This window comes from Yoonia sp. R2-816 (genome assembly GCF_046762905.1).
GTDB lineage: Bacteria > Pseudomonadota > Alphaproteobacteria > Rhodobacterales > Rhodobacteraceae > Yoonia.
Map to the genome: position 1 here is coordinate 354,971 of NZ_JBKQXN010000311.1, position 19,657 is coordinate 374,627.

At 59.1% G+C, this 19,657-nt stretch carries 17 protein-coding genes and 1 riboswitch; of the genes, 11 read left to right on the forward strand and 6 right to left on the reverse strand.

Features of this window, described 5'->3' with window-relative positions; all coding sequences use genetic code 11:
• The first annotated feature begins 141 nt into the window (after positions 1–141).
• The 5 genes from ACFWW2_RS19595 to ACFWW2_RS19615 all read left to right on the forward strand — a co-directional run bounded on the left by ACFWW2_RS19595 (position 142) and on the right by ACFWW2_RS19615 (position 5,502).
• Positions 142–1,827, forward strand: coding sequence for an NAD(P)H-dependent oxidoreductase subunit E (locus tag ACFWW2_RS19595; RefSeq protein ID WP_393931465.1), 1,686 nt, complete (start codon positions 142–144; stop codon positions 1,825–1,827).
• A 66-nt stretch (positions 1,828–1,893) separates the two neighbouring features.
• Positions 1,894–3,138: a signal recognition particle-docking protein FtsY gene (gene ftsY / locus ACFWW2_RS19600; protein WP_393930905.1), complete on the forward strand. Its 1,245-nt coding sequence runs from the start codon at positions 1,894–1,896 to the stop codon at positions 3,136–3,138.
• The gene (locus ACFWW2_RS19605) at positions 3,135–3,980 is read left to right on the forward strand and encodes a hypothetical protein (protein WP_393930907.1); all 846 of its coding nucleotides are present in this window, start codon (positions 3,135–3,137) and stop codon (positions 3,978–3,980) included. Before ftsY ends, ACFWW2_RS19605 begins: the two co-directional genes overlap by 4 nt.
• Positions 3,977–4,879: an EamA family transporter gene (locus ACFWW2_RS19610; RefSeq protein WP_393930909.1), complete on the forward strand. Its 903-nt coding sequence runs from the start codon at positions 3,977–3,979 to the stop codon at positions 4,877–4,879. Before ACFWW2_RS19605 ends, ACFWW2_RS19610 begins: the two co-directional genes overlap by 4 nt.
• Positions 4,880–4,890: 11 nt before the next feature.
• Positions 4,891–5,502 (forward strand): inner membrane-spanning protein YciB, encoded by a 612-nt coding sequence (locus ACFWW2_RS19615; protein ID WP_393930911.1) that lies wholly within the window; start codon positions 4,891–4,893, stop codon positions 5,500–5,502.
• A 17-nt stretch (positions 5,503–5,519) separates the two neighbouring features.
• Here the strand turns inward: ACFWW2_RS19615 and ACFWW2_RS19620 are convergent, their stop codons facing one another.
• A complete protein-coding gene (locus ACFWW2_RS19620; RefSeq protein WP_393930913.1) occupies positions 5,520–5,849 on the reverse strand; it encodes a PilZ domain-containing protein in 330 nt (109 codons plus the stop codon).
• 59 nt (positions 5,850–5,908) lie between these two features.
• Positions 5,909–6,616, reverse strand: a complete 708-nt coding sequence (locus ACFWW2_RS19625) for a glutathione S-transferase N-terminal domain-containing protein (RefSeq protein ID WP_393930915.1) — start codon at positions 6,614–6,616, stop codon at positions 5,909–5,911.
• Positions 6,617–6,721: 105 nt separating this feature from the next.
• Here ACFWW2_RS19625 and ACFWW2_RS19630 point away from each other — a divergent pair, with 105 nt between their 5' ends.
• The 3 genes from ACFWW2_RS19630 to folE2 all read left to right on the forward strand — a co-directional run bounded on the left by ACFWW2_RS19630 (position 6,722) and on the right by folE2 (position 10,457).
• Positions 6,722–7,792 carry a serine hydrolase domain-containing protein gene (locus ACFWW2_RS19630; protein ID WP_393930917.1) on the forward strand — a complete coding sequence of 357 codons (1,071 nt, stop codon included), beginning with the start codon at positions 6,722–6,724 and terminating at the stop codon, positions 7,790–7,792.
• Positions 7,793–7,814: 22 nt separating this feature from the next.
• Positions 7,815–7,892: riboswitch (SAM riboswitch) on the forward strand.
• A gap of 59 nt (positions 7,893–7,951) precedes the next feature.
• Positions 7,952–9,130 (forward strand): O-succinylhomoserine sulfhydrylase, encoded by a 1,179-nt coding sequence (gene metZ, locus ACFWW2_RS19635; protein WP_393930919.1) that lies wholly within the window; start codon positions 7,952–7,954, stop codon positions 9,128–9,130.
• Between the two features lie 223 nt (positions 9,131–9,353).
• Positions 9,354–10,457 (forward strand): GTP cyclohydrolase FolE2, encoded by a 1,104-nt coding sequence (gene folE2, locus ACFWW2_RS19640; protein WP_393931467.1) that lies wholly within the window; start codon positions 9,354–9,356, stop codon positions 10,455–10,457.
• On the opposite strand, the gene ACFWW2_RS19645 is transcribed toward folE2, so the two are convergent.
• The 3 genes from ACFWW2_RS19645 to ACFWW2_RS19655 all read right to left on the reverse strand — a co-directional run bounded on the left by ACFWW2_RS19645 (position 10,437) and on the right by ACFWW2_RS19655 (position 13,362).
• Positions 10,437–11,246, reverse strand: a complete 810-nt coding sequence (locus tag ACFWW2_RS19645) for a hypothetical protein (protein ID WP_393930921.1) — start codon at positions 11,244–11,246, stop codon at positions 10,437–10,439. The two genes, folE2 and ACFWW2_RS19645, sit on opposite strands and share 21 nt — an antisense overlap.
• Complete coding sequence (locus ACFWW2_RS19650; protein ID WP_393930923.1) at positions 11,243–12,280, reverse strand: GSCFA domain-containing protein; 1,038 nt, start codon at positions 12,278–12,280, stop codon at positions 11,243–11,245. The genes ACFWW2_RS19645 and ACFWW2_RS19650 overlap by 4 nt, the downstream gene beginning before the upstream one ends.
• Before the next feature lie 362 nt (positions 12,281–12,642).
• Complete coding sequence (locus ACFWW2_RS19655; protein ID WP_393930925.1) at positions 12,643–13,362, reverse strand: putative quinol monooxygenase; 720 nt, start codon at positions 13,360–13,362, stop codon at positions 12,643–12,645.
• A gap of 160 nt (positions 13,363–13,522) precedes the next feature.
• On the opposite strand from ACFWW2_RS19655, the gene ACFWW2_RS19660 reads away from it, so the two are divergent.
• The 3 genes from ACFWW2_RS19660 (at position 13,523) to ACFWW2_RS19670 (ending at position 17,779) form a co-directional block, all read left to right on the forward strand.
• On the forward strand, positions 13,523–14,395 hold the full coding sequence (locus ACFWW2_RS19660; RefSeq protein ID WP_393930927.1) for a LysR family transcriptional regulator: 873 nt from the start codon (positions 13,523–13,525) through the stop codon (positions 14,393–14,395).
• A gap of 346 nt (positions 14,396–14,741) precedes the next feature.
• Entirely contained in the window at positions 14,742–16,190 is a 1,449-nt protein-coding gene (locus tag ACFWW2_RS19665; protein ID WP_393930929.1) for a TrkH family potassium uptake protein, read from the forward strand.
• On the forward strand, positions 16,190–17,779 hold the full coding sequence (locus tag ACFWW2_RS19670) for a 5-guanidino-2-oxopentanoate decarboxylase (protein ID WP_393930931.1): 1,590 nt from the start codon (positions 16,190–16,192) through the stop codon (positions 17,777–17,779). The genes ACFWW2_RS19665 and ACFWW2_RS19670 overlap by 1 nt, the downstream gene beginning before the upstream one ends.
• A gap of 8 nt (positions 17,780–17,787) precedes the next feature.
• On the opposite strand, the gene ACFWW2_RS19675 is transcribed toward ACFWW2_RS19670, so the two are convergent.
• A complete protein-coding gene (locus ACFWW2_RS19675) occupies positions 17,788–19,494 on the reverse strand; it encodes a trypsin-like peptidase domain-containing protein (RefSeq protein ID WP_393930933.1) in 1,707 nt (568 codons plus the stop codon).
• Positions 19,495–19,657 lie beyond the last annotated feature (163 nt).

Below are 19,657 nucleotides of genomic sequence, written 5' to 3' on the forward strand. Positions count from 1 at the left end.
CGCATAGTTACCACGGGTTTCCTGATTGATAAGCGCAAAGCGCACCCGCCGCGCGCTTTGGCCGCTTCTGGTGTCGCTTTTGCGTGGTTTGGCGATATCGCGCGCGATATGTTGGCGGCAATGACGGGAAGGAAACGCGCGATGGCACTTGATAACCGCGATGGGGTCTGGAAATCGGGCAAAGGCAAGGGGCGGCACACGCCCAAGGGCCGCCAGCTGGATGATCAGGCCTGGGACGAGGTCAAGGCGCTGCTTGGCGACCAGCCGCGCCGCCGCGATTTGCTGATCGAATTTCTACATCTCATTCAGGACAAATATGGCTGCCTGTCCGCCGCCCATCTGCGCGCCCTGGCCGAGGAAATGCGCCTGTCACAGGCCGAAGTGTATGAGGTTGCGACCTTCTATGCCCATTTCGACGTGGTCAAGGAGGATGAGGTTCCGCCACCCGCCCTGACCATCCGGGTCTGCGACAGCCTGTCCTGCGAATTGGCAGGCGCGCAGAAATTGATGACCGCGCTTCAGGAGGGGTTGGATGCGTCAAAGGTCCGGGTCATGCGCGCACCTTGCATGGGTCGCTGCGATACCGCGCCAACACTGGAGCTGGGCCACAACCACATTGATCATGCAACCGTCGAAAAGGTGCAGTCGGCAATCGCTGCAGATGACACACACGCCCATGTGCCGGATTACGAAACCTATGACGCTTACATAGCCAAAGGCGGCTATGCCGAGCTCAAGGCGCTACGCGACAGCGGCAATTGGGAGGATGTGCAGGACAAGGTGCTGTCCTCCGGCCTGCGCGGTCTTGGCGGGGCCGGTTTTCCCTCGGGCAAGAAATGGGGCTTTGTGCGCGCAAATGACGGCCCATGCTATCTGGCTGTGAACGGTGACGAGGGCGAACCGGGCACATTCAAGGACCGCTATTATCTGGAACGCACCCCGCATCTGTTCCTCGAAGGCATGCTGATCGCCGCCTGGGCGGTCGAGGCGGAGCGCTGCTATATCTACATGCGTGATGAATACCCCGCCGTGCTGGAAATTTTGCGACGTGAAATCAACGCTTTGGAGGATGCAGGCATCGTCGAGGCGGGCTATATCGACCTGCGGCGCGGCGCTGGCGCCTATATCTGTGGCGAAGAAAGCGCGATGATCGAAAGTATCGAAGGCAAACGTGGCATCCCGCGCCACCGGCCCCCGTTCGTGGCGCAGGTGGGGATCTTCAACCGACCCACGCTGGTGCATAATGTCGAGACGTTACACTGGGTCGCGCGCATTTGCCGGGAAGGGCCAGAGGTGCTGAGCGGCACAGAAAAGAACGGGCGCAAAGGGTTGCGGTCCTATTCGGTCTCGGGTCGCGTGGCCAAACCGGGGGTCTATCTGCTGCCCGCCGGATCGACCATTACCGATATCATCGACGCGGCTGGCGGTATGGCGGAAGGCCATGTGTTCAAAGCGTATCAGCCGGGCGGTCCATCGTCGGGGCTGTTGCCTGCGTCAATCAATGACGTGCCGCTGGATTTCGACACTCTGCAACCGCTCGGCACCTTCATCGGTTCCGCCGCCGTGGTTGTCCTGTCCGATCAGGACAAGGCGCGCGATGCGGCGCTGAACATGCTGCGCTTCTTTGAGGATGAAAGCTGCGGCCAATGCACACCTTGCCGGGTTGGGTGCGAAAAGGCGGTCAAGCTGATGCAGGCCGATCACTGGGATCAACCGCTGCTCGAAGATCTCTGCACCGCAATGGCCGATGCATCGATCTGCGGGCTGGGGCAGGCGGCTCCGAACCCGATCAAACTGGTGATGCAGCATTTCAAGGATGAGATCTGAGCGGTCTTTTCAATTGCGCCGCCAGCCATTAGGTCGTTGGAAGCAATGATTTAAAGGCGCAGGCGCATGTCGTTTTTCAAAAAGCTCAAGGATCGGATGTTCAAATCCTCGTCCAAGATTGACGAGGGGCTGGATGCGATTGTCAGCGAAGGTGGCGAGGAAGAGGTTGTCACCGAAGAAGAGCTTGCGCCGCCGCCGGTTGTCGAGACCTTTCCAGAGCCAAAGCCAAAGCCAGAGCCAGAGCCAGAGCCAGAGCCAGAGCCGGAAATCCGGACGCAGCCCGTCCCGGCCCCCGCGCCGGGACCTGAACCCGGGACCGAGGTTGAGGTCCCGGATCAGGTCCGGGACGATGCTGCACCAGAACCGGTCAAACTGAATGTCGACATCACGGCCCCCTTGTCCGAAGAGACCGCGCCAGAGCCGCAGAAAACCGGCATCCTTGGCCGGATGTTCGGTCGGGGCGAGGCAAAGACAGTCGTGCGCCGCACGCTGGATGACGACATGCTCGAACAGCTCGAAGAACTGCTGATCACCGCCGACATGGGCTTCGACACCGCCTTGCGTGTCACCGCCAATATGGCCGAGGGGCGCTTGGGCAAGAAACTCTCCGTGCCGGAAATCAAACAGCTGATGGCCAACGAGGTCGCCCGCATCATGGACCCGGTCGCGCGGCCCATGCCGCTCTACGCCAAGAAACCTCAAGTGGTGCTCGTGGTCGGCGTCAACGGGTCCGGCAAGACGACGACAATCGGCAAGCTGGCCAGCCAGTTCCGGGCGGCCGGCAAAAAGGTCGTGATCGCCGCTGGCGATACCTTCCGCGCCGCAGCGGTGGAACAATTGCAGGTCTGGGGCGACCGGGCCGGGGTGCCGGTGCTGACCGCACCGGAAGGGTCCGACCCGGCCAGCCTCGCTTTTGATGCGATGACGCAGGCGCAGGCCGATGGCGCGGACCTCTTGATGATCGACACCGCCGGACGGCTGCAGAACCGGGCCGACCTGATGGAGGAACTGGCCAAGATCGTGCGGGTCATCCGCAAGAAAGACCCCGACGCGCCCCACAACACCCTGCTGGTGCTGGACGCGACAACCGGCCAGAACGCGATCCAGCAGGTCAAGGTGTTTCAGGAACTGGCCGATGTCTCGGGCCTGGTGATGACCAAGCTCGACGGCACCGCCAAGGGCGGCGTGCTGGTGGCGCTCGCCGATAAATTCGGCCTGCCGATCCATGCTATCGGGGTCGGCGAACAGATCGACGACCTGGCCCCCTTCGACCCTGAGGAATTCGCGGCCGCCTTGGTGGGGCTGGAATGATCCGACTTGCCGCTTTTCTGAGCCTTATCGCCGCCCCCCTGTCCGCAGATCCGTTCATGACGCAGGATCAATGCGACGGTGCTTGGCAGCGCAGTGTCGCACTGACCTTTGGTGCGATCCCTAGCCGTTGGACCTCTGACGCTTTGAAAGCAGAACGCGAGGCCGCAGAGGGGGTGACTTCCGAACTGACCGCGGACGGGTGGTGTGCCATTGTTGCGCAGGGGAAGGGACTTGAAGATGCAAATTTCGCCCGCTTGGCGTGGCGGGCCAAAGATATCGACGGGTTCATTGACAGCAACGGGGTGCCCAGCCGGGTCGAGGTGCAGTTCTGGGGAGTGAGGCTTGAGCAGGCGGTCGACTACGAAATCTTTGTAGCCGTGCAGCATGTGCCGGACGAGGGGCAATTGGTGATCGATAATTTGATGATCACGTCAACCGACGATGCGAATATCACGGCTTCTGGTGTGATTGGTGGCGCGTTCTTTCGAGATATCGGCATGGCGGGGATGAGCCTTGGCGGCCTGCATCTGGACCGTCTTTCGGTTGTGGCTGATGTCACACCAGACCTAGTTGCTGACCTGGCTCCTGATCTGACAGGACCCATGCTGAAAAAGGCCATTTCACAGCTTAGCTTCATCCAGATGGATCAGGCCAGCCAGCGCGAGGTGATCCACTTTGCCGATGATCTGCCCGAGCTACGCGGTACCCTAAGGTTCGATTTCCGGTCCGAACGCGGGCTTGGGATGATGCAGTTCGGAATGGCGCAAAGCCGCGAAGGGGCAGACGCTGTGGCTTTTGCCCTGTCGGGTGCCACTGTTGCCGTCGACTGGCAGCCCAGGTGAGCGATTGGCTCGTGTCCATCGCGGGCACACCGGAAGGCGCGCGGCTGGCCACCATGTTGGCGCTGATGTCGGCCTTGGCCCATGCAGTGTTCGGGGCCTTGCAAAAGGGGCGACACGACCCGTGGATGACGCGCGGGGCCATTGATGGCTGGCTGCTGATTTTGTCGGCACCGATCGCGCTTTTTGTGGTGCCATGGCCGGATATGACAACGGCCCTGATCCTTGTGGGCGCGATTGTGATCCATTTTGCCTATAAGGTGACGATGGCGCTGGCCTATGAAAAGGCCGCGTATACAGTTGTTTATCCGGTTGTTCGCGGCACCGGACCGCTTGTCACCGTAATTGCGGCTAGTGTGATTTTCGGTGAACACTTCACTGGCACCCAGTGGGTCGGTGTGGCGTGTCTGTCTGGCGGTATCCTGCTGCTGGCGCTGCGCAACCTGTCCGAAGAGGTGATTGATCTGCCGGCGCTGAAGCTTGGGCTGATCTGGGCGGTGGTCGGCGGGATGCTGGTGGCACTTTATACAACCTATGATGCCTATGGCATTCGGCAGTCACCCGACCCATTTACCTTTTTGGCGTGGTTCTTTTTCGTGACCGCCTTTGATTTTCCGATCCTCGCCGCGTGGCGCTATCGGCGCATGGCGGCACCGCCGGTGCTAGGACCATTGCTGTGGCGTGGATTGGCGGGCGCGCTGATTGCGTGGATCAGTTTTGGTGGGGTCATGATGGCCACACGGCTGGACAAAGTGGGTGAGGCTGCCGTGCTGCGCGAGACATCGACCGTGTTCGCGGCCCTGATCGGTTGGTTCATTCTGGGCGAAAAGGTCGGCCCGCGCCGCCTGTTTCTGATGACACTGGTTGCGCTGGGTGCCGTGATCGTGGAAATGGGGGGCTGAAGGAGTTTTTGATGGCTGAAAAGACGATCAATCCGGTGGTAAAGCCGGTTTTGGAACTGGGGCCAACGCTTGCGTTTTTCCTGATCTATCTGTGGATCAAGGATGACACGTTCACTATCGCCGACACTGAATATTCCGGGTTCATCATCGCCGCCCTGATCTTTGTCCCGATCCTGCTGGTGGCAATGGGCATCCTTTGGATGATGACCGGCAAACTCAGCCGGATGCAGGTGTTTACGGCGTTCATGGTCATCTTCTTTGGCGGGCTGACCGCGTGGTTCAACGACGAACGGTTCTTCAAGATGAAGACCAGCATCGTCTATGGCTGCATGGCGGGCATCCTGCTGATCGGATTGCTGCGCGGGCAAAGTTATCTGCAATATGTCATGGAAGAATTCCTGCCGATGAAGCCCGAAGGCTGGATGATCTTCACCCGCCGCCTGACATTCATGTTCGCCGCCCTCGCCGTGGCAAACGAGATCATCTGGCGCACGCAAAGCAACGACACGTGGGTCATGCTGGAAACATTTGCGTTTCCAGCTGTCCTGTTCGTGTTCCTGTGGGTTCAGATTGTTGGCCTGCAAAAATATCTGATCGAGGATCCAGAGGCCTCGAAAGACTAGCGCAGGTTAGGCGCCGCCTACCGCATTTCCGCAAAACCAAACCCGACCGTGCTGCGATGCGCCCCGCGTCTGCCATCCTTGCGATACCGCAGCGTGTCGACCTGATCATCGGTAATCTGCGGGCGGAATGTAATACCCGCGCGCCCGCCGGACACCCATTGCACAACCGCCTCAACCCGGAGGCTGAGAATGGTGATCTGCACCTTGTCGCCGCGTTTGACACCCCGCAGCCCTTCAATCCGGGCGCCAGCATTATGCACGTCAATGACATTGCCCTGCTGCGGGCCGGATGGTGTGTGTATATCCACAGGATATTGCGTATTATAGCGATGTGGACGGTATTGCATGTGAAGACCCTCACTCTTTCAAACAAGGTGAGTCTTACGCACACAGCGCTAACAATTCGTTACGAACGTTTCGAGAACAAAGTCTGTTGCGCGCCCTTGTCCTTGCGGAAATCGCCACGCTTTTCCGCCGCCAGCGCGCGGCCCCGCTGCACGCCGGGCCGTGCGCCCATCATGTCCAGCCAGCGCGCCATATGCGGTTTGTCCTCCAGCACCTGCTGCTGGCCTTCCCACAGCGATGCCCACCCCCAGATCGAAATATCGGCGATGGAATAGAAATCGCCCGCCACAAATTCATGCTTCGCCAACTGCCGGTCCAGCACACCATAAAGCCGGGCGGTTTCGCCCCGGTACCGGTCCTTGGCGTAGGGCAGGTCATTGGGCGGATCCATTGCAGGGGCATATTTCAGAAAATGATGGGCTTGCCCGGCCATTGGCCCCAAGCCGCCCATTTGCCACATCAGCCACTGATCCACGGCAATCCGGTCCCGTTCGGTCGCGCCATAGAACTGCCCTGTCTTGCGTGCCAGATATTGCAGGATGGCCCCGGATTCGAAAATCGAAATAGGGGCGCCATCCGGCCCGTCCGGGTCAATGATCGCGGGCATCCGGTTATTGGGGGAAATGGCCAGAAACTCCGGCTTGAACTGATCCCCTGCGCCGATATTGACCAGATGCAGGGTATAGGGCAGGTCCAGCTCCTCCAACATGATCGAAATCTTCCAGCCATTCGGCGTGGGCCAGAAATACAGGTCGATGGGCTGGGTCATGGCGGGCTCCGCTGCTGATTTGGGCCAGCATGACAATTGGTGCCGAAAGCGCAAGATGATGCGGTGCATCTTGGCGCGGCGGGTCGGCGCACATAGATGATAGCGATGAGGTTTTTTCATCTTCTTTTGCCCGTCTTCGCCGGGCTTTGGCCCGGTGCCGCCCCTGCCGACATCACCCCGGCGGAGTGGGTGCAGCAGGCGCTGGACAAGACACGCGCACCCGGTATCGCCATGGGTGTCAGCAAGAATGGAGAGATGGATATCGCCGCGGCGGGCCTGCGGGCACGCGACGACGATGCGCCCGTGACCCCGTCCGATCTGTGGCATATCGGGTCGAACACCAAATCGATGACGGCCACGCTGGTTGCGCGAATGGTCGAGGCCGGGTTGATCAACTGGGACGATACAGTTGGCGTGGTCCTGGGCGGTGACATCACGGTCGATCCGGCCTTTGCCGACGTCACATATGCTGACCTGCTCACCCATCGCTCCGGCTTGCGGGCGAATATCGGGCTGGCGGAGGCCCGGCGGCTGACCGGAACACTGGCAGAGCGGGACATGATGGCAGACCGGCTGAGCTATGCCGCATCGGTCATGTCAGAACCACCCAAGGGCGATAAGGGCACATTCCTCTATTCCAACGCGGGCTATGTCGTGGTTGGGGCCATGTTGCAGCAATCAACCGGACAAAGCTGGGAAACATTGATCAAGACCCATGTGTTCGATCCGCTTGGCATGACCTCGGCGGGGTTCGGTGCACCGGGGTCGCCCGATGTGGTGGATCAGCCGCGCGGGCATCGGGGGCTGCGCGTCAGGGCGGTGCCACCGGGGCCTGCGGCGGATAACATCCCGGCGCTGGGCCCGGCTGGGACGGTGCATGCCAATGTCGCGGATATGCTGACATATCTGCAGGCCCATGCGTTGCGGGATCCGGATTTCCTGACGGCCGACAACTGGGCGCGACTGCAGACGCCCGTGGGTGACCGCTATGCCATGGGATGGATGGAAACGCCGCAAGGGTGGCTGGCCCATGACGGGTCCAACACGATGTGGTACGCGACCGCAGGCTTTGTGCCGGGGACAGACCGCACCGTTTTCATGGCGGCGAATTTTGCCGGTTGGGGGTCCGTCGCCCGCATGATGGCACGTGGGGCCATCGGCGCATTGGAGGATTGACGCCAGCGCGACCGGGGCGTATGCCATCTGGCGTGGCGATTTGTTACCGGATTGCGGGCCACGTTAAACATGCTGCTAAAGAGGATTGCGGGTTTTCAACCCCGATACCTTTTCCCGGTGTCGGGGTTTTTTGATGCGCGCAAGGCGCGAGGGAACGACATGAAGACGTGGAAAAAACGGACCAGAGCGGTCCATGCAGGGATCAGGCGCAGCCAGTATAACGAGGTGAGCGAAGCGATCTATCTGACGCAAGGTTTCGTCTATGACACCGCCGAGGATGCGGAGGCGCGCTTTATTCAAGCGGGCGAGGATGAGTTTATCTATGCCCGCTACGGCAACCCCACAATCGCCATGTTCGAAGACCGGATTGCAGCACTTGAAGGGGCCGAAGCCGGGTTTGCCACCGCCTCTGGCATGGCCGCTGTCAACGGCGCGCTGACCTCGATGCTGCGGGCGGGTGATCATGTTGTCTCTGCCCGGGCCTTGTTCGGGTCCTGTCTTTACATCCTCGAGGAAGTGCTGACCCGCTACGGGGTCGAGGTAACCTTTGTCGACGGCACCGATCTGGCCGCGTGGGAACAGGCGATCCGACCTGATACCAAGGCGGTATTCTTTGAAAGCATATCCAACCCCACGCTGGAAGTGATTGATATCACTGCCGTATCCAAACTGGCCCATGCGGTTGGGGCGACGGTCATCGTCGATAACGTCTTTGCCACGCCTGTGTTTTCCGACGCCATCGCGCAAGGGGCTGACGTGGTGGTCTATTCGGCCACCAAACATATCGACGGGCAGGGCCGTGCCCTTGGCGGTGTGATCCTTGCAACCCGCGAATTCATCCGTGGCACGGTGGAACCCTACATGAAACATACGGGCGGTTCGATGTCGCCGTTTACGGCATGGATGATGCTCAAAGGTCTGGAAACCATCGAACTGCGCGTGCGGGCACAGGCCGACACCGCACAGAAGCTGGCCAGCGCGCTGGAGGCTGACGGGACGCTCACCAACGTGATCTATCCGGGGCTTGCCAGCCACCCACAGAACGCGCTGACGCAAGCGCAGATGGGGGCCGGGGGGACTGTGCTGTCTGTCGATGCGGGCACACAAGAAGCGGCCTTCAAGCTGTTGAACGCGTTGGAAATTGTGACGATCTCTAACAACCTCGGTGATGCCAAATCCATCGCCACCCACCCGGCCACGACAACCCACCAACGGTTGCCGGACGACACAAAGGCCATGCTTGGAATCACCCCCGGTCTGGTCCGGCTGAGCGTCGGATTGGAAGACCCCGATGACCTGCTGGCGGATTTGCGCGCAGCTATCGGCCAAATCGGTTAAGATCTGCCGGATTTGTTTTGCGGGCCGGTTGGTGCAAGAATGGACCGGGGCAGCGCGCAAATGTGCTGTTTTTGTTGTGAAAAGCGAGGGATCCGATGCAAGCAGGAGCAATCCGATGAATGATCCGCGCCCATCTTTTTTGCGTATCTACGAAGATATCGTTGGAAAAGCCGACGATGAGGCCCATCTATTGGGTCCTGACGTAGCAGAGGAGGGCCCTCCGATGAACATCCATTCACGCGATATGGACCGCGAGCCGACGCGGGAAGAAGCAGAAGCGGCCCTGGCCCTATTGCGCAAATGGGCCGGTGACGTCACTGCCGAGGAAGTGGCCACGCTTGACCCACTTGTGTCCCGCCTGATCCCGGGGCAGGAAGTATCGAATTATCCGGCTCTGGCCCGTGCCTATCCCGACGCGTTCGAAGTGGATGATGCCTATAAAGCGTCCATGCCCGACCTGCAGAATGGACCCAGCAGCCTGATCCGCGGGGCCAAGCAGCAGATCCAGCATGTCGGTATCTCCAATTTTCGCCTGCCGATCCGCTTTCACACCCGCGACAACGGCGACCTAACGCTGGAAACATCCGTCACCGGCACCGTGTCGCTGGAGGCGGAAAAAAAGGGCATCAACATGTCCCGCATCATGCGGACATTCTACAAACACGCCGAGGAAACGTTCAGCTTTGAAGTGATCGAGCGGGCGCTGGATGCCTACAAATCCGATCTGGATAGCTTTGATGCCCGCATCCAGATGCGGTTCAGCTTCCCGATGAAGGTCGATAGCCTGCGGTCTGGCCTGTCAGGCTATCAGTATTACGATATCGCGCTGGAACTGGTCGAAAGTGCGGGCGTGCGTAAGAAAATCGTCCATCTGGACTACGTCTATTCCTCGACCTGCCCATGCTCGCTGGAGCTCAGCGAACATGCACGTCAATTCCGCGGCCAGTTGGCCACCCCGCATTCGCAGCGGTCCGTTGCGCGTATTTCGGTGCTGCTGGATGACAGTGGCGGGTTGATGTGGTTCGAAGACCTGATCGACCGGGCACGCACCGCCGTGCCGACCGAAACGCAAGTGATGGTCAAGCGCGAGGATGAACAGGCCTTTGCCGAACTCAACGCCGCCAACCTGATCTTTGTCGAAGACGCGGCACGGCTTTTCACCCAGCAACTGCAGCTTGATCCACGCGTATCCGATTTCCGCGTGATCGCCAGCCATCAGGAAAGCCTGCACAGCCATGATGCCGTGTCAGTCCTGACAGAGGGCGAGACCTTTGCTGCCGAAAGCCTGGACCCGCGTTTGTTCGCGTCACTCTTCCACGTCGGATAGGGCCACTGTGATCTGATCAAGCACGGCTGCGCCATAAGCGGCGTTGCCATGCATGATGTCATGGTCAGGCTGGGCAAAGACCCCGCGCGGGGTCAGTTTGACAGCCCCCTCCATATAGACTGACCGCGTCAGCATGTGGTCCTTGATCGTGTGCGGCGGCTGCGGCAGGTACCCGACATCAGTGCGGCCAAAACAGTCCCGCGCCAGCCCGTCATACCGGTCTGACAGATGCGCCGCATCCCCCTGCCGCACGGCGCGTTTCTGGGCGATCAGCTTGTGCTTTTGCAAAGTCATCAGCGTTTCATCCGGACGGGGCGAACTGGCCACCAAAACCGGTTTTTCCAACGCCCCGGAAAGCTGCGGCGACAGAACCCCGGCGATACTGTGCATGATGCGATGCTGCAAAACGGCGTCAATGGCGGTTTCCGACATCAATGACCAGTGGGGATTGGGGGGAATGCCTGCCCTTTGCAGGGAAGGCAGGCCCAACCACCGCGCCTGACCATAGACATGCCCGATCATATGCGGGCCGATCTGGCAGCCTGACAGGGCAAATGCATCAAACTGGCGTAGATCAAGGGCCTCCACGCCAGCCATCAACTGGAAACTGCGCTGCAAATCGGGGCTGGTGGGGGTCATGACGCCATCATTGATGACATGATCCAGAAGCTTCGCCCCGGTCGCCCCGACAAAGGTGATCTCAAACTCCGGCCACCGGTCAGGTTCTGCCCGATAGGCCATCCGCAAGGCCGCAAGGTGGGATGTGCCAAACAGGCAAAGCCGCATCATGGGGCGAAGGCCTGCAGCAGGATGTCTTCGCAATGGTCTTCCGCTTCAGGGGCCTCATCATCGGCTCCCCTTACCGGTGCGGTGGACAGCCCATGCGCCCGAAGAAAGCTGCGCATCACATGGTCGACGCCAGCGGGTGAGACACTGCGCTGATCGGGCCCAAACCACGGCCCGCCCGCCACGGCGGAGGTCACGATCTCATAAGCCGGAAAGTAGTCTGCCATCCGGTCGCCCTGCACAAACTGGCCCGCTGCCGCGCGCAAAGTGGCCTTGGCCCCGGTCGTGGCTGTCAATACGTGCAAATCCTGCGCTGTTGCGGTCAACGGCACCGGCGAGACTGTCAGAATAATCCGCATGTCAGGCTGGAATTGACGCAGAATGGCGCTGATCTGGGTCAGGTCGTCAATGATCTCGGCATATGTAAAACTGTGAAGCCGGTGCTGGTCCGGATCGAAATGGCCTGCAATGACACCCGGGCAGACAGGCAGGGTGCGGCCCGTCGGGCCATCAATCCACGCCTCCGTCAGCCCGAGCGTGAAAATGAACACATCCGTCTGCCCCAGAAGCTGCGCAACACGGTTCAGGTGGAAACGGCGATGATCCATCACATCGCTGGCTGATGCCAGCCCCTCCGGCTCCACCCCGGGACGCAGCGCATCAAAGAAGCGGTCATCGCGTTGCCACACTAGCCGGGCGTCGGGGGTGCCGCTTTCGACCTCCTGCAAAAGCTCGCGGAATTGTCGGCTTGTGTAGATATTGCCGTAGCGGGCGCTATAGATGCCATAGCCAAACCGATGGGCAATATCGGCGGGGATGCGGCGCAGCGGCGGCTCCACATCCTGAAACGCGCACTCCGCGGCGCGCAAGGCACGCCCGATATGCTGGGCGAAACAACTGCCTGCGGTTGCGATGCGGGTCGCGGCATCAATGGGGAACTTCGGGATATAAAGATCAGGGATCAAACCATCATCATCCGGCGTCGTGCCGCTGCGCCAGAAGGCGCGAGATGGGAGCGTTCGGTAAGGATGTGACATCGACATGAACCTGCACTAGGGGCGTGGTGAACTCCGGGCGGCGCCTGCCTTGATCCGTCGCTCACAGTCTCAGCCAAAATAGTTCAATTCGAAAAGAGAGGGCAGGGCCAATGGGCGCATTCAAGCGCTTTTTCCCCGAAACGAACAGATGCGACTGGATCTGACGGCGTGCTGTCAGTGTTACGGCTGCCCAAGGCACCAAGACAAAAGCCGTAATCCGCCGGTTGGAGGTTGTTGCTCTGTGGGGCAAAGCGTCAATTCGCTCCGGTTACGCGAACTGCCGCATTAGGGTGAATCTAAACTCAAACAGCAAAGTGCCCGATGCGTTGCACCGGGCACTTCTTTCTCGAGTCACTTCAAGATTACTTGATAGCGAGGATGTCGAAATTGTGGACGTTTGCCACCACACCGTCGTCCCATCCGCCCAAGACCAATTCTGAAGCCTTTTCATTCAGTAGTCCGGCGACTTGTCCGGCAAAGTGCGCTTCGCGGCCTGAGTTGTCGGCAAAGATGTCGAAGATGGCGAAGTTGTTCTCGTCAATCTGCAGCGCCGCCCAGAACAGTGTCTTGGGTTCGGTGTCTGCGACGATGGGGCTGGCTGCGGTCAGCAAGGCTGCCAATTCGGGGCCTTTGCCAGGATCAGCTTCGAGCTTGATGTAAGTTGCGGTTGTTGCGGTAATGAGATCAATCGGCTCTTTCACAGACAGGACATCGGAGTTGTTGATATTCGCGACAACACCGTCGTCCCATCCCCCGGCTACCAGCGCGTCAGCGTTTTGGTTCAAAGCCGCGGCAACAGCTCCTGAAAAGTGAGCATTGCGTGCTTCCTCATCGGCGAAGATGTCAAAGATAGCGAGTGTATCGTCAGCTTGAAGTGCAAACCAAAGCACAGTGCCTGGCTCGGTTTCTTTCACAATCGGGGCCGCTCCGGTCAGGAATTCGGCGAATGCTTCGGTCTGGCCTTCAGCGGCGGGCATGGCGATGTAGCTGGCAGTGTGATTTTCCATTGGGTTGTCCTGTGCAGTTGCAGAAGTTGCGATCAAAGCCATTGCGGCGAGTGTCTGAAGGATTTGCGTTTTCATGGTCGTCTCCTGAATTGAAGTTCATCGTGTTTGGTTTCGATGCTTTCTTTTCCCATCCCGGATGCCGCGGACTCCAATTCCGAACTTCTATTCTTTGATAGACATGGACTATCGAAGTTGTTTTGATGGACTAAATTGAAAGGTGAAGGGAAACGCGGCGATGGAAATGAACCAGATCAGGTATTTTCTCGCTGTCTGCGAGCACCGAAACTTTACCCATGCAGCCAGTGCCTCCAATGTCTCCCAACCTTCCTTGACGACTGCGATCAAAAAACTTGAACACGAGCTTGGAGGTGACCTGTTTGTAAGGGACCGTGCGGGATGCAGGCTTACGGCCCTCGGAAAACTCATACAACCAAGGCTGCAGAAGGTTCATGATGAGACGCGGCAGGCCAAGGCAGAGGCGGTCCGTCATGTGCGTTTGGAGCGGGTTCCAATCTCTGTCGGTGTCGGCGAAACGATTGGACACAACAGAATTTCGGCAGCTATGGAGCGTATTCGTACGCGATTGCCGCAAGCCGAAATTGAATTGATCGTGGCATCATCTTCCGCGCTTCTTACCGGATTGCGAGATGGTGAATTTGACGTTGTAGTCACGGCAGAGAAGGTCAATGAAGACCTCTATCGCATAGATCAGCTCTATGAAGAGGACTACAAGGTAGTGGTGTCAAAGTCGCACCCGTTGTCTGAACTAGATGCCATTTCTCTTTCGACTCTTGCTGAAACTGACATGCTTGACCGACCAAATTGCGAAATGCGGGATGCTTTGCATGAGACATGTGCGGATCATGGTCACGAACTCTACGCGGCCTATCGGTCAAATCGCGTGGATTGGTTAGTTGAACTTGCGAGGCAAGGGTCAGGTGCGGTGATCTTGCCGACTACGGCAATTCCCGCAGACATGGGCCTCGTGTCGATACCGATCGATGGCCTTGAAATATCACGAACTGTTTTTGCTCTTCGTTATCGGCACCAAACGACCAGACCGGAGACAAATGATCTGATCCGCGAGATTGCGCGCGCGCAGGCGTAATAAAGTCGATAACCGACATTCGTGCGCTCCGCAGCATGCGGGTCTTTGGGCGCGTTGCAGCCGTTCGTATCCTCAGGATCAAACGCGAAACAAATCTTAACACCGCGTTCACATTTGCAGCGCACGCTGCCTTAACTGGCCTGGATTGCCGCTTTGGGGTCCGACGCAAGTCCGACGTTTTGCCGACGCGATGCCGACCGGCTATTGGGCCAGCAAAACCTTGCGTTAACGATGATTCGCTAGCTTCCGCCTGATGGCCGGTGTTGCGTGACCCCGGCACCCCCTCCGAACGTTGCGCACCCCGCCAGTTCTTGACACCGCCCATCGGTCGGGCCAACCCTGCGGCATGGTTGATTTGCGCCCAGTGGGATATGTCATCGGTCTGCTTGTGGCGTCGCTTGGGCTCACCATGCTGGCCCCGCTGGTGGCTGACCTGCTGGCGGGCAACGATCACTGGTTCGTCTTCTTCGAAAGCGCGGTCATCACGGTCCTGACCGGCGGGCTGATGGCCATCGCTTGCGCCAACGGGGTGACGGCGGGCCTTTCCTTGCGCCAGACCTTTCTGCTGACCTCGCTGGTGTGGCTGACGCTGCCTGTTTTTGGCGCGATCCCCTTTGTTCTTGGCGCGACGGAGGCGTCATTTACCGATGCGTTTTTTGAGGCGATGTCAGGGCTGACCACCACAGGCGCGACTGCCATGCGCGGGCTGGAATCCTTGCCGGAAGGGCTGCAACTGTGGCGCGGCATTCTGCAATGGCTGGGCGGGGTGGGTATCATCGTGGTCGCCATGGTGTTTCTGCCGGAATTGCGGGTCGGAGGCATGCAGATCTTCCGCTCGGAAGGGTTTGATACGTCAGGTAAAATTCTGCCCCGCGCCGGTGAGATAGCAAGCCGGATTTCGGTGATCTATGTGGGGCTGACCATTGCCTGCGCGCTGGCCTACTCAGCGACGGGCATGGAACCGTTTGACGCCATGGTGCATTCCATGACCACCGTGTCCACCGGCGGGATGGCCAACTATGATGCCTCCTTCGGTATCTTCGGGGCCGGTGTGCATTACGTTGCGATTGTCTTCATGATCCTCGCGGCCCTCCCCTTTGTGCGATTTGTGCAGCTTCTGGCAGGCACAGCGCAGCCCTTGTTTCGGGACAGGCAGATCAGGGGATTTATGCTGACGCTGGCGTTCAGCGTTCTGCTGGTGGCGTCCTGGCTCTGGGGCCGGGGAGGGGCGGTCACCGAGGTCACATTTCGCGATGCGCTGTTTAACGTCACCTCAATCATGACAGGCACCGGTTATGCCAGCGCCGACTATATGGGCTGGGGCACCTTTCCGGTGGCGATGTTCTTTTTCATCGGGTTGATCGGCGGTTGCGCGGGCTCAACATCCTGTTCCGTCAAGGTTTTTCGCTATCAGCTTCTGTTTGCAGCCGTCAAAAGCCAGATCCGCCAGATCCATTCCCCCCATGCCATTTTCACGCCCCGTTATGATGGTCGCCCGATCAGCGAGGATGTGATGAACTCGGTCATCGCGTTCCTGGTGGCGTTCATCCTGTCGCTCGGCATCACGTCGGTGCTGCTGGGAATGACCGGCCTTGATTTCATCACATCGGTGTCCGGTGCGGCCGCTGCCATCGCCAATATCGGCCCCGGTCTGGGGTTGGAGATTGGCCCGGCAGGCAACTACGCAAATATCAACGACACCGCGAAATGGATTCTGGCGATCGCGATGTTCGTGGGTCGGTTGGAGATCATGGTGGTCCTGACCATCCTATCCATCAAATTCTGGAGAAACTGATGACCGAACGCCCCCTTGGCGCCCAGATTTCCCATATGCTGAAGGATCGCGGGGTCGACGTGATTTTCGGCATTCCCGGCGTGCATAATCAGGAAATGTATCGCGGTATCGAAGAGGCCGGGATCACCCACGTTCTGGCCCGCCACGAACAAGGCGCAGGTTTCATGGCTGACGGCTATGCGCGGGCGACAGGCAAGCCGGGGGTGGCCTACGTGATCACCGGGCCGGGGCTGTGCAACATCATGACGCCGATGGGGCAGGCCTATTCCGACAGCGTGCCGATGCTGGTGATCTCAAGCTGTTTGGATGAAACCGCGGCCAGGCGGGGGCAGTTGCACCAGATGAAGGATCAGGAAGGGGCGGCAAGGGCGGTCTGTGACTGGTCCGAGACGGCGCGGACGGCAGAGGCGGCGTATGGGCTGATTGATCGGGCGTTTGGGGAATTTAAGGTTCGGCGGAAACGGCCTAAATCGCTTGTTGTGCCGATCAATGTGTTGGAGGGCCAGGCGAAATCGTTCCCTTCCAAGAGACCACCACCAAGCACATACCATCTCGGTGCGGATCTTGTGCTTGATGTCAAACCTGCCGTCAGAAACGCAAAACGCCCGCTATTCATTTTTGGCGGCGGAGCCCGCAAAGCGCATAATTTTGCACGTGACGTTTTAGAAAAAACGGATGCCGCTTGCTTCATGACATATGCTGGCAGAGGAGTTATCGCTGATAATTATCCACTTAATTTTGGACCCACTTTGGCGCGACCCGCCAGTGCAGATGTGATTGCGCAGGCGGATGTTGTTATTGCGGTCGGAACCGAATTGGCGGAAGTCGACCTGTGGCGCCAATACTTAGGTTGTGCGGCACAATTGATCCGGGTCGACCTAGACGTTGAAGTCTTGGGCGATGGCCAAGAAGCGCATTCGCAACTTCAGATTGATGCGACGGTGTTTCTTTCGTCATTGTCCCATGACTTGAAAGAGCACAGCGCCGCGACGGATTGGACGACTGACGAAGTTATCAATTTCCGGTCCCGCATGCGCGCCGAGATCGACGCCGAACGTCCCGGTATTTTACCTGTAGTTGATGCGCTGAAAGAGGTGCTTTCCCCTTATACCATGATCTATTCCGACATGACCCAATTCGCCTATGCCGCGAAAGAAGTCTACCCCATGGATCGCCCGGCTCATTGGCACCACCCTTATGGCTTTGGCACACTGGGTTATGCGCTGCCTGCTGCCATTGGTGGTAAGATCGGGGTGGGGGATCAGCCTGTCATTGCGATTCTTGGCGATTATGGTTTTCAGTACACTGTTCAGGAACTTGCCGTGGCAGTGGAACTGGAACTGACCCTGCCCATCATCATCTGGGACAATGGTAAGCTGGGCGAGATTGAGGACAGCATGGTCCGTGCCCAGATTGCCCCAAACGCTGTTGTGCAGCGCAACCCGGATTTCTGTAAATTGGCAGAGGCATATAGTGCCGCATCAGCCGCGCCGCGTGATTTGGCGGCTTTTCAGCAGGCAATCAAGGATGCGCTAGCCGCAGATGGGCCAACGATCATTCATGTAAAGTCAGATATCGCGCTGAAGTGACTGCAGACCTACCAGCAGCTGACCAGCACAGTGATATCCGCCGCCCGGCGCGTCAGCGCCACGGGTGATATAGGGCTCGATGCTTCGGCCACTTGCGGTTTCACGCCCTGCGCCGTCAGCACATCGACGATCTGCTCAGCATCCAGCGAAAAATTCACCTCGGGTGGCAAGACCTGGGTTGCCCCGTCTGCACGGGGTTTCAACATGCCGATCACAAGGCCCGCATCGTCAAAGATCGGCCCGCCGGCATCCCCTTGCTGGGGCAGGATCGACAGGCGTTTGATCCGATTGTCGCCGTCTAGGCCGCGAATATCGACGACCTGACCGAATGTCAGAGTCGGCGCGCTGAGCACGCCGTTGAACGGATAACCCCCCACCGCGATCTGGTCCTGCAGGCGCGGTACGGCTGTCAGGAAACGGGCCACATTCAGCGGGGCAAGATCGCCCAGTGGACGCAACACGGCGATACCAAGGTCATCGTCCGTGAACACGACCTCCGCATCGTCTTCGCGGTCAAAGGTGATGCGTTCGCAGCTTTGCACGGCTTCTGGCGTTGTCACAACGACCCCATCATCTGAGACAAAAAAGCCAGAACGTGACAGACGCGGTTGGCGCACGGACAGCCCCGCCACCATGTCAATCGCCTGATCCTCGCCTGGGGGCGCGATATTGGGGTCAAGCACACCGGGCAGGCGTTCAAAGCTTGCTTCCATTTCTTCGATCACGCGCAGGCGGCGCTGGTCGTCGCCGAGCGGCCAGACCAGAGTGAACCCTTTGATTGCATTGTCCTGCAAGGTCACGCTTGTATAGGAATGGATGCCCCGGCCGATCCCCTCAATGACAAAGCCATCACGGCCACGGCTGCGTGGCCCGTCGGGCGGCACTATGTCGAGGATCTGGAAAACCTCATAAAGGCCGACCATTTTCCCCTCATCGCCTTCCTGACTGATGAAAAGCACCTGTGCCTGAGGGATATCGCCGCTGGCGTCAAAGCGCACGAAGGGCGGTTTGTATTCGGTAAAGGCCACCACATCTGTGGGGATCCGCATCTGAATGCCGGATGCGTCATCGCGCACCAGACGCATGTTCAGCCCTTCCAGAACGCTGTTGTATTGTTCAAACAATAAGGCCCGCTGGCGCGTCGTCAGAACGCCGGTAGGTTCCTGGTTATTGGCTGTCTGCCAGGCCTGCATGGCCCCGCGTGTGCCCCGGCCGAAAGATCCATCAATCGCCGCGTCATAGAAACCCGCCCATTGCAGCGCTTTCTGCAATGCCTCGCGGTCTTTGCGCGTCAGGGCAGCCTCGGATGCGCGGGCCTCCTGCGGCGTCTCATCTGGTGCGTCAAACGGATCGGTCGGGATCGCAGTATCGGTGGTTGTTGGGGGTGCGATTACAGGGTCGGCTGGTGGCTGGACCGTCGTGCGCGCGGCACTGCCCCCGATGGGCCAGAACTGCTGCTTGAAGAATTGACCATTCTTGACAAAGCTGTCGGTTGGGACAGCACCCCGGGCCAGCAGGCTGGCCAGTGCCGTTTCGGCCCCGCGTTCGTTGAACGGACCGATGAAGATGCCGTAGAAACCATCGCCCAGATAAAACCCTGCCACGTCATCCAGACGACGTGCGTATTCGCGCGCGCGATCCTGCGCGCCTGTCAGTGTCTGCCGCGCTTCGATCTGGACCCAGAAATTGTCCTGCGCGGCTGCCGATACTGTCATACCCAGTGAAAAAATGATAATCGCAAGTGCTCTGACCATCGATGTCCCAATATCGTGTTGAGTGGTGTCAACTGACTGGCCCCGTCTTGCCCAAGACGCAAGAGTAAGCGCGGTAAATTCTACGCAATCTGCCCAATAAGTCGCAACCCGTTGCCCAATTGAC

Coding starts and splice junctions, on each gene's coding strand:
- ACFWW2_RS19595 (WP_393931465.1), top strand. CDS start 142: ATGGCACTTGATAACCGCGATGGGGTCTGGAAATCGGGCAAAGGCAAG.
- ACFWW2_RS19655 (WP_393930925.1), bottom strand. CDS start 13,362: ATGAAAACGCAAATCCTTCAGACACTCGCCGCAATGGCTTTGATCGCA.
- ACFWW2_RS19665 (WP_393930929.1), top strand. CDS start 14,742: ATGGTTGATTTGCGCCCAGTGGGATATGTCATCGGTCTGCTTGTGGCG.
- ftsY (WP_393930905.1), top strand. CDS start 1,894: ATGTCGTTTTTCAAAAAGCTCAAGGATCGGATGTTCAAATCCTCGTCC.
- ACFWW2_RS19645 (WP_393930921.1), bottom strand. CDS start 11,246: ATGATGCGGCTTTGCCTGTTTGGCACATCCCACCTTGCGGCCTTGCGG.
- ACFWW2_RS19625 (WP_393930915.1), bottom strand. CDS start 6,616: ATGACCCAGCCCATCGACCTGTATTTCTGGCCCACGCCGAATGGCTGG.
- ACFWW2_RS19615 (WP_393930911.1), top strand. CDS start 4,891: ATGGCTGAAAAGACGATCAATCCGGTGGTAAAGCCGGTTTTGGAACTG.
- ACFWW2_RS19660 (WP_393930927.1), top strand. CDS start 13,523: ATGGAAATGAACCAGATCAGGTATTTTCTCGCTGTCTGCGAGCACCGA.
- metZ (WP_393930919.1), top strand. CDS start 7,952: ATGAAGACGTGGAAAAAACGGACCAGAGCGGTCCATGCAGGGATCAGG.
- ACFWW2_RS19630 (WP_393930917.1), top strand. CDS start 6,722: ATGAGGTTTTTTCATCTTCTTTTGCCCGTCTTCGCCGGGCTTTGGCCC.
- ACFWW2_RS19605 (WP_393930907.1), top strand. CDS start 3,135: ATGATCCGACTTGCCGCTTTTCTGAGCCTTATCGCCGCCCCCCTGTCC.
- ACFWW2_RS19650 (WP_393930923.1), bottom strand. CDS start 12,280: ATGTCACATCCTTACCGAACGCTCCCATCTCGCGCCTTCTGGCGCAGC.
- ACFWW2_RS19670 (WP_393930931.1), top strand. CDS start 16,190: ATGACCGAACGCCCCCTTGGCGCCCAGATTTCCCATATGCTGAAGGAT.
- ACFWW2_RS19620 (WP_393930913.1), bottom strand. CDS start 5,849: ATGCAATACCGTCCACATCGCTATAATACGCAATATCCTGTGGATATA.
- folE2 (WP_393931467.1), top strand. CDS start 9,354: ATGAACATCCATTCACGCGATATGGACCGCGAGCCGACGCGGGAAGAA.
- ACFWW2_RS19675 (WP_393930933.1), bottom strand. CDS start 19,494: ATGACAGTATCGGCAGCCGCGCAGGACAATTTCTGGGTCCAGATCGAA.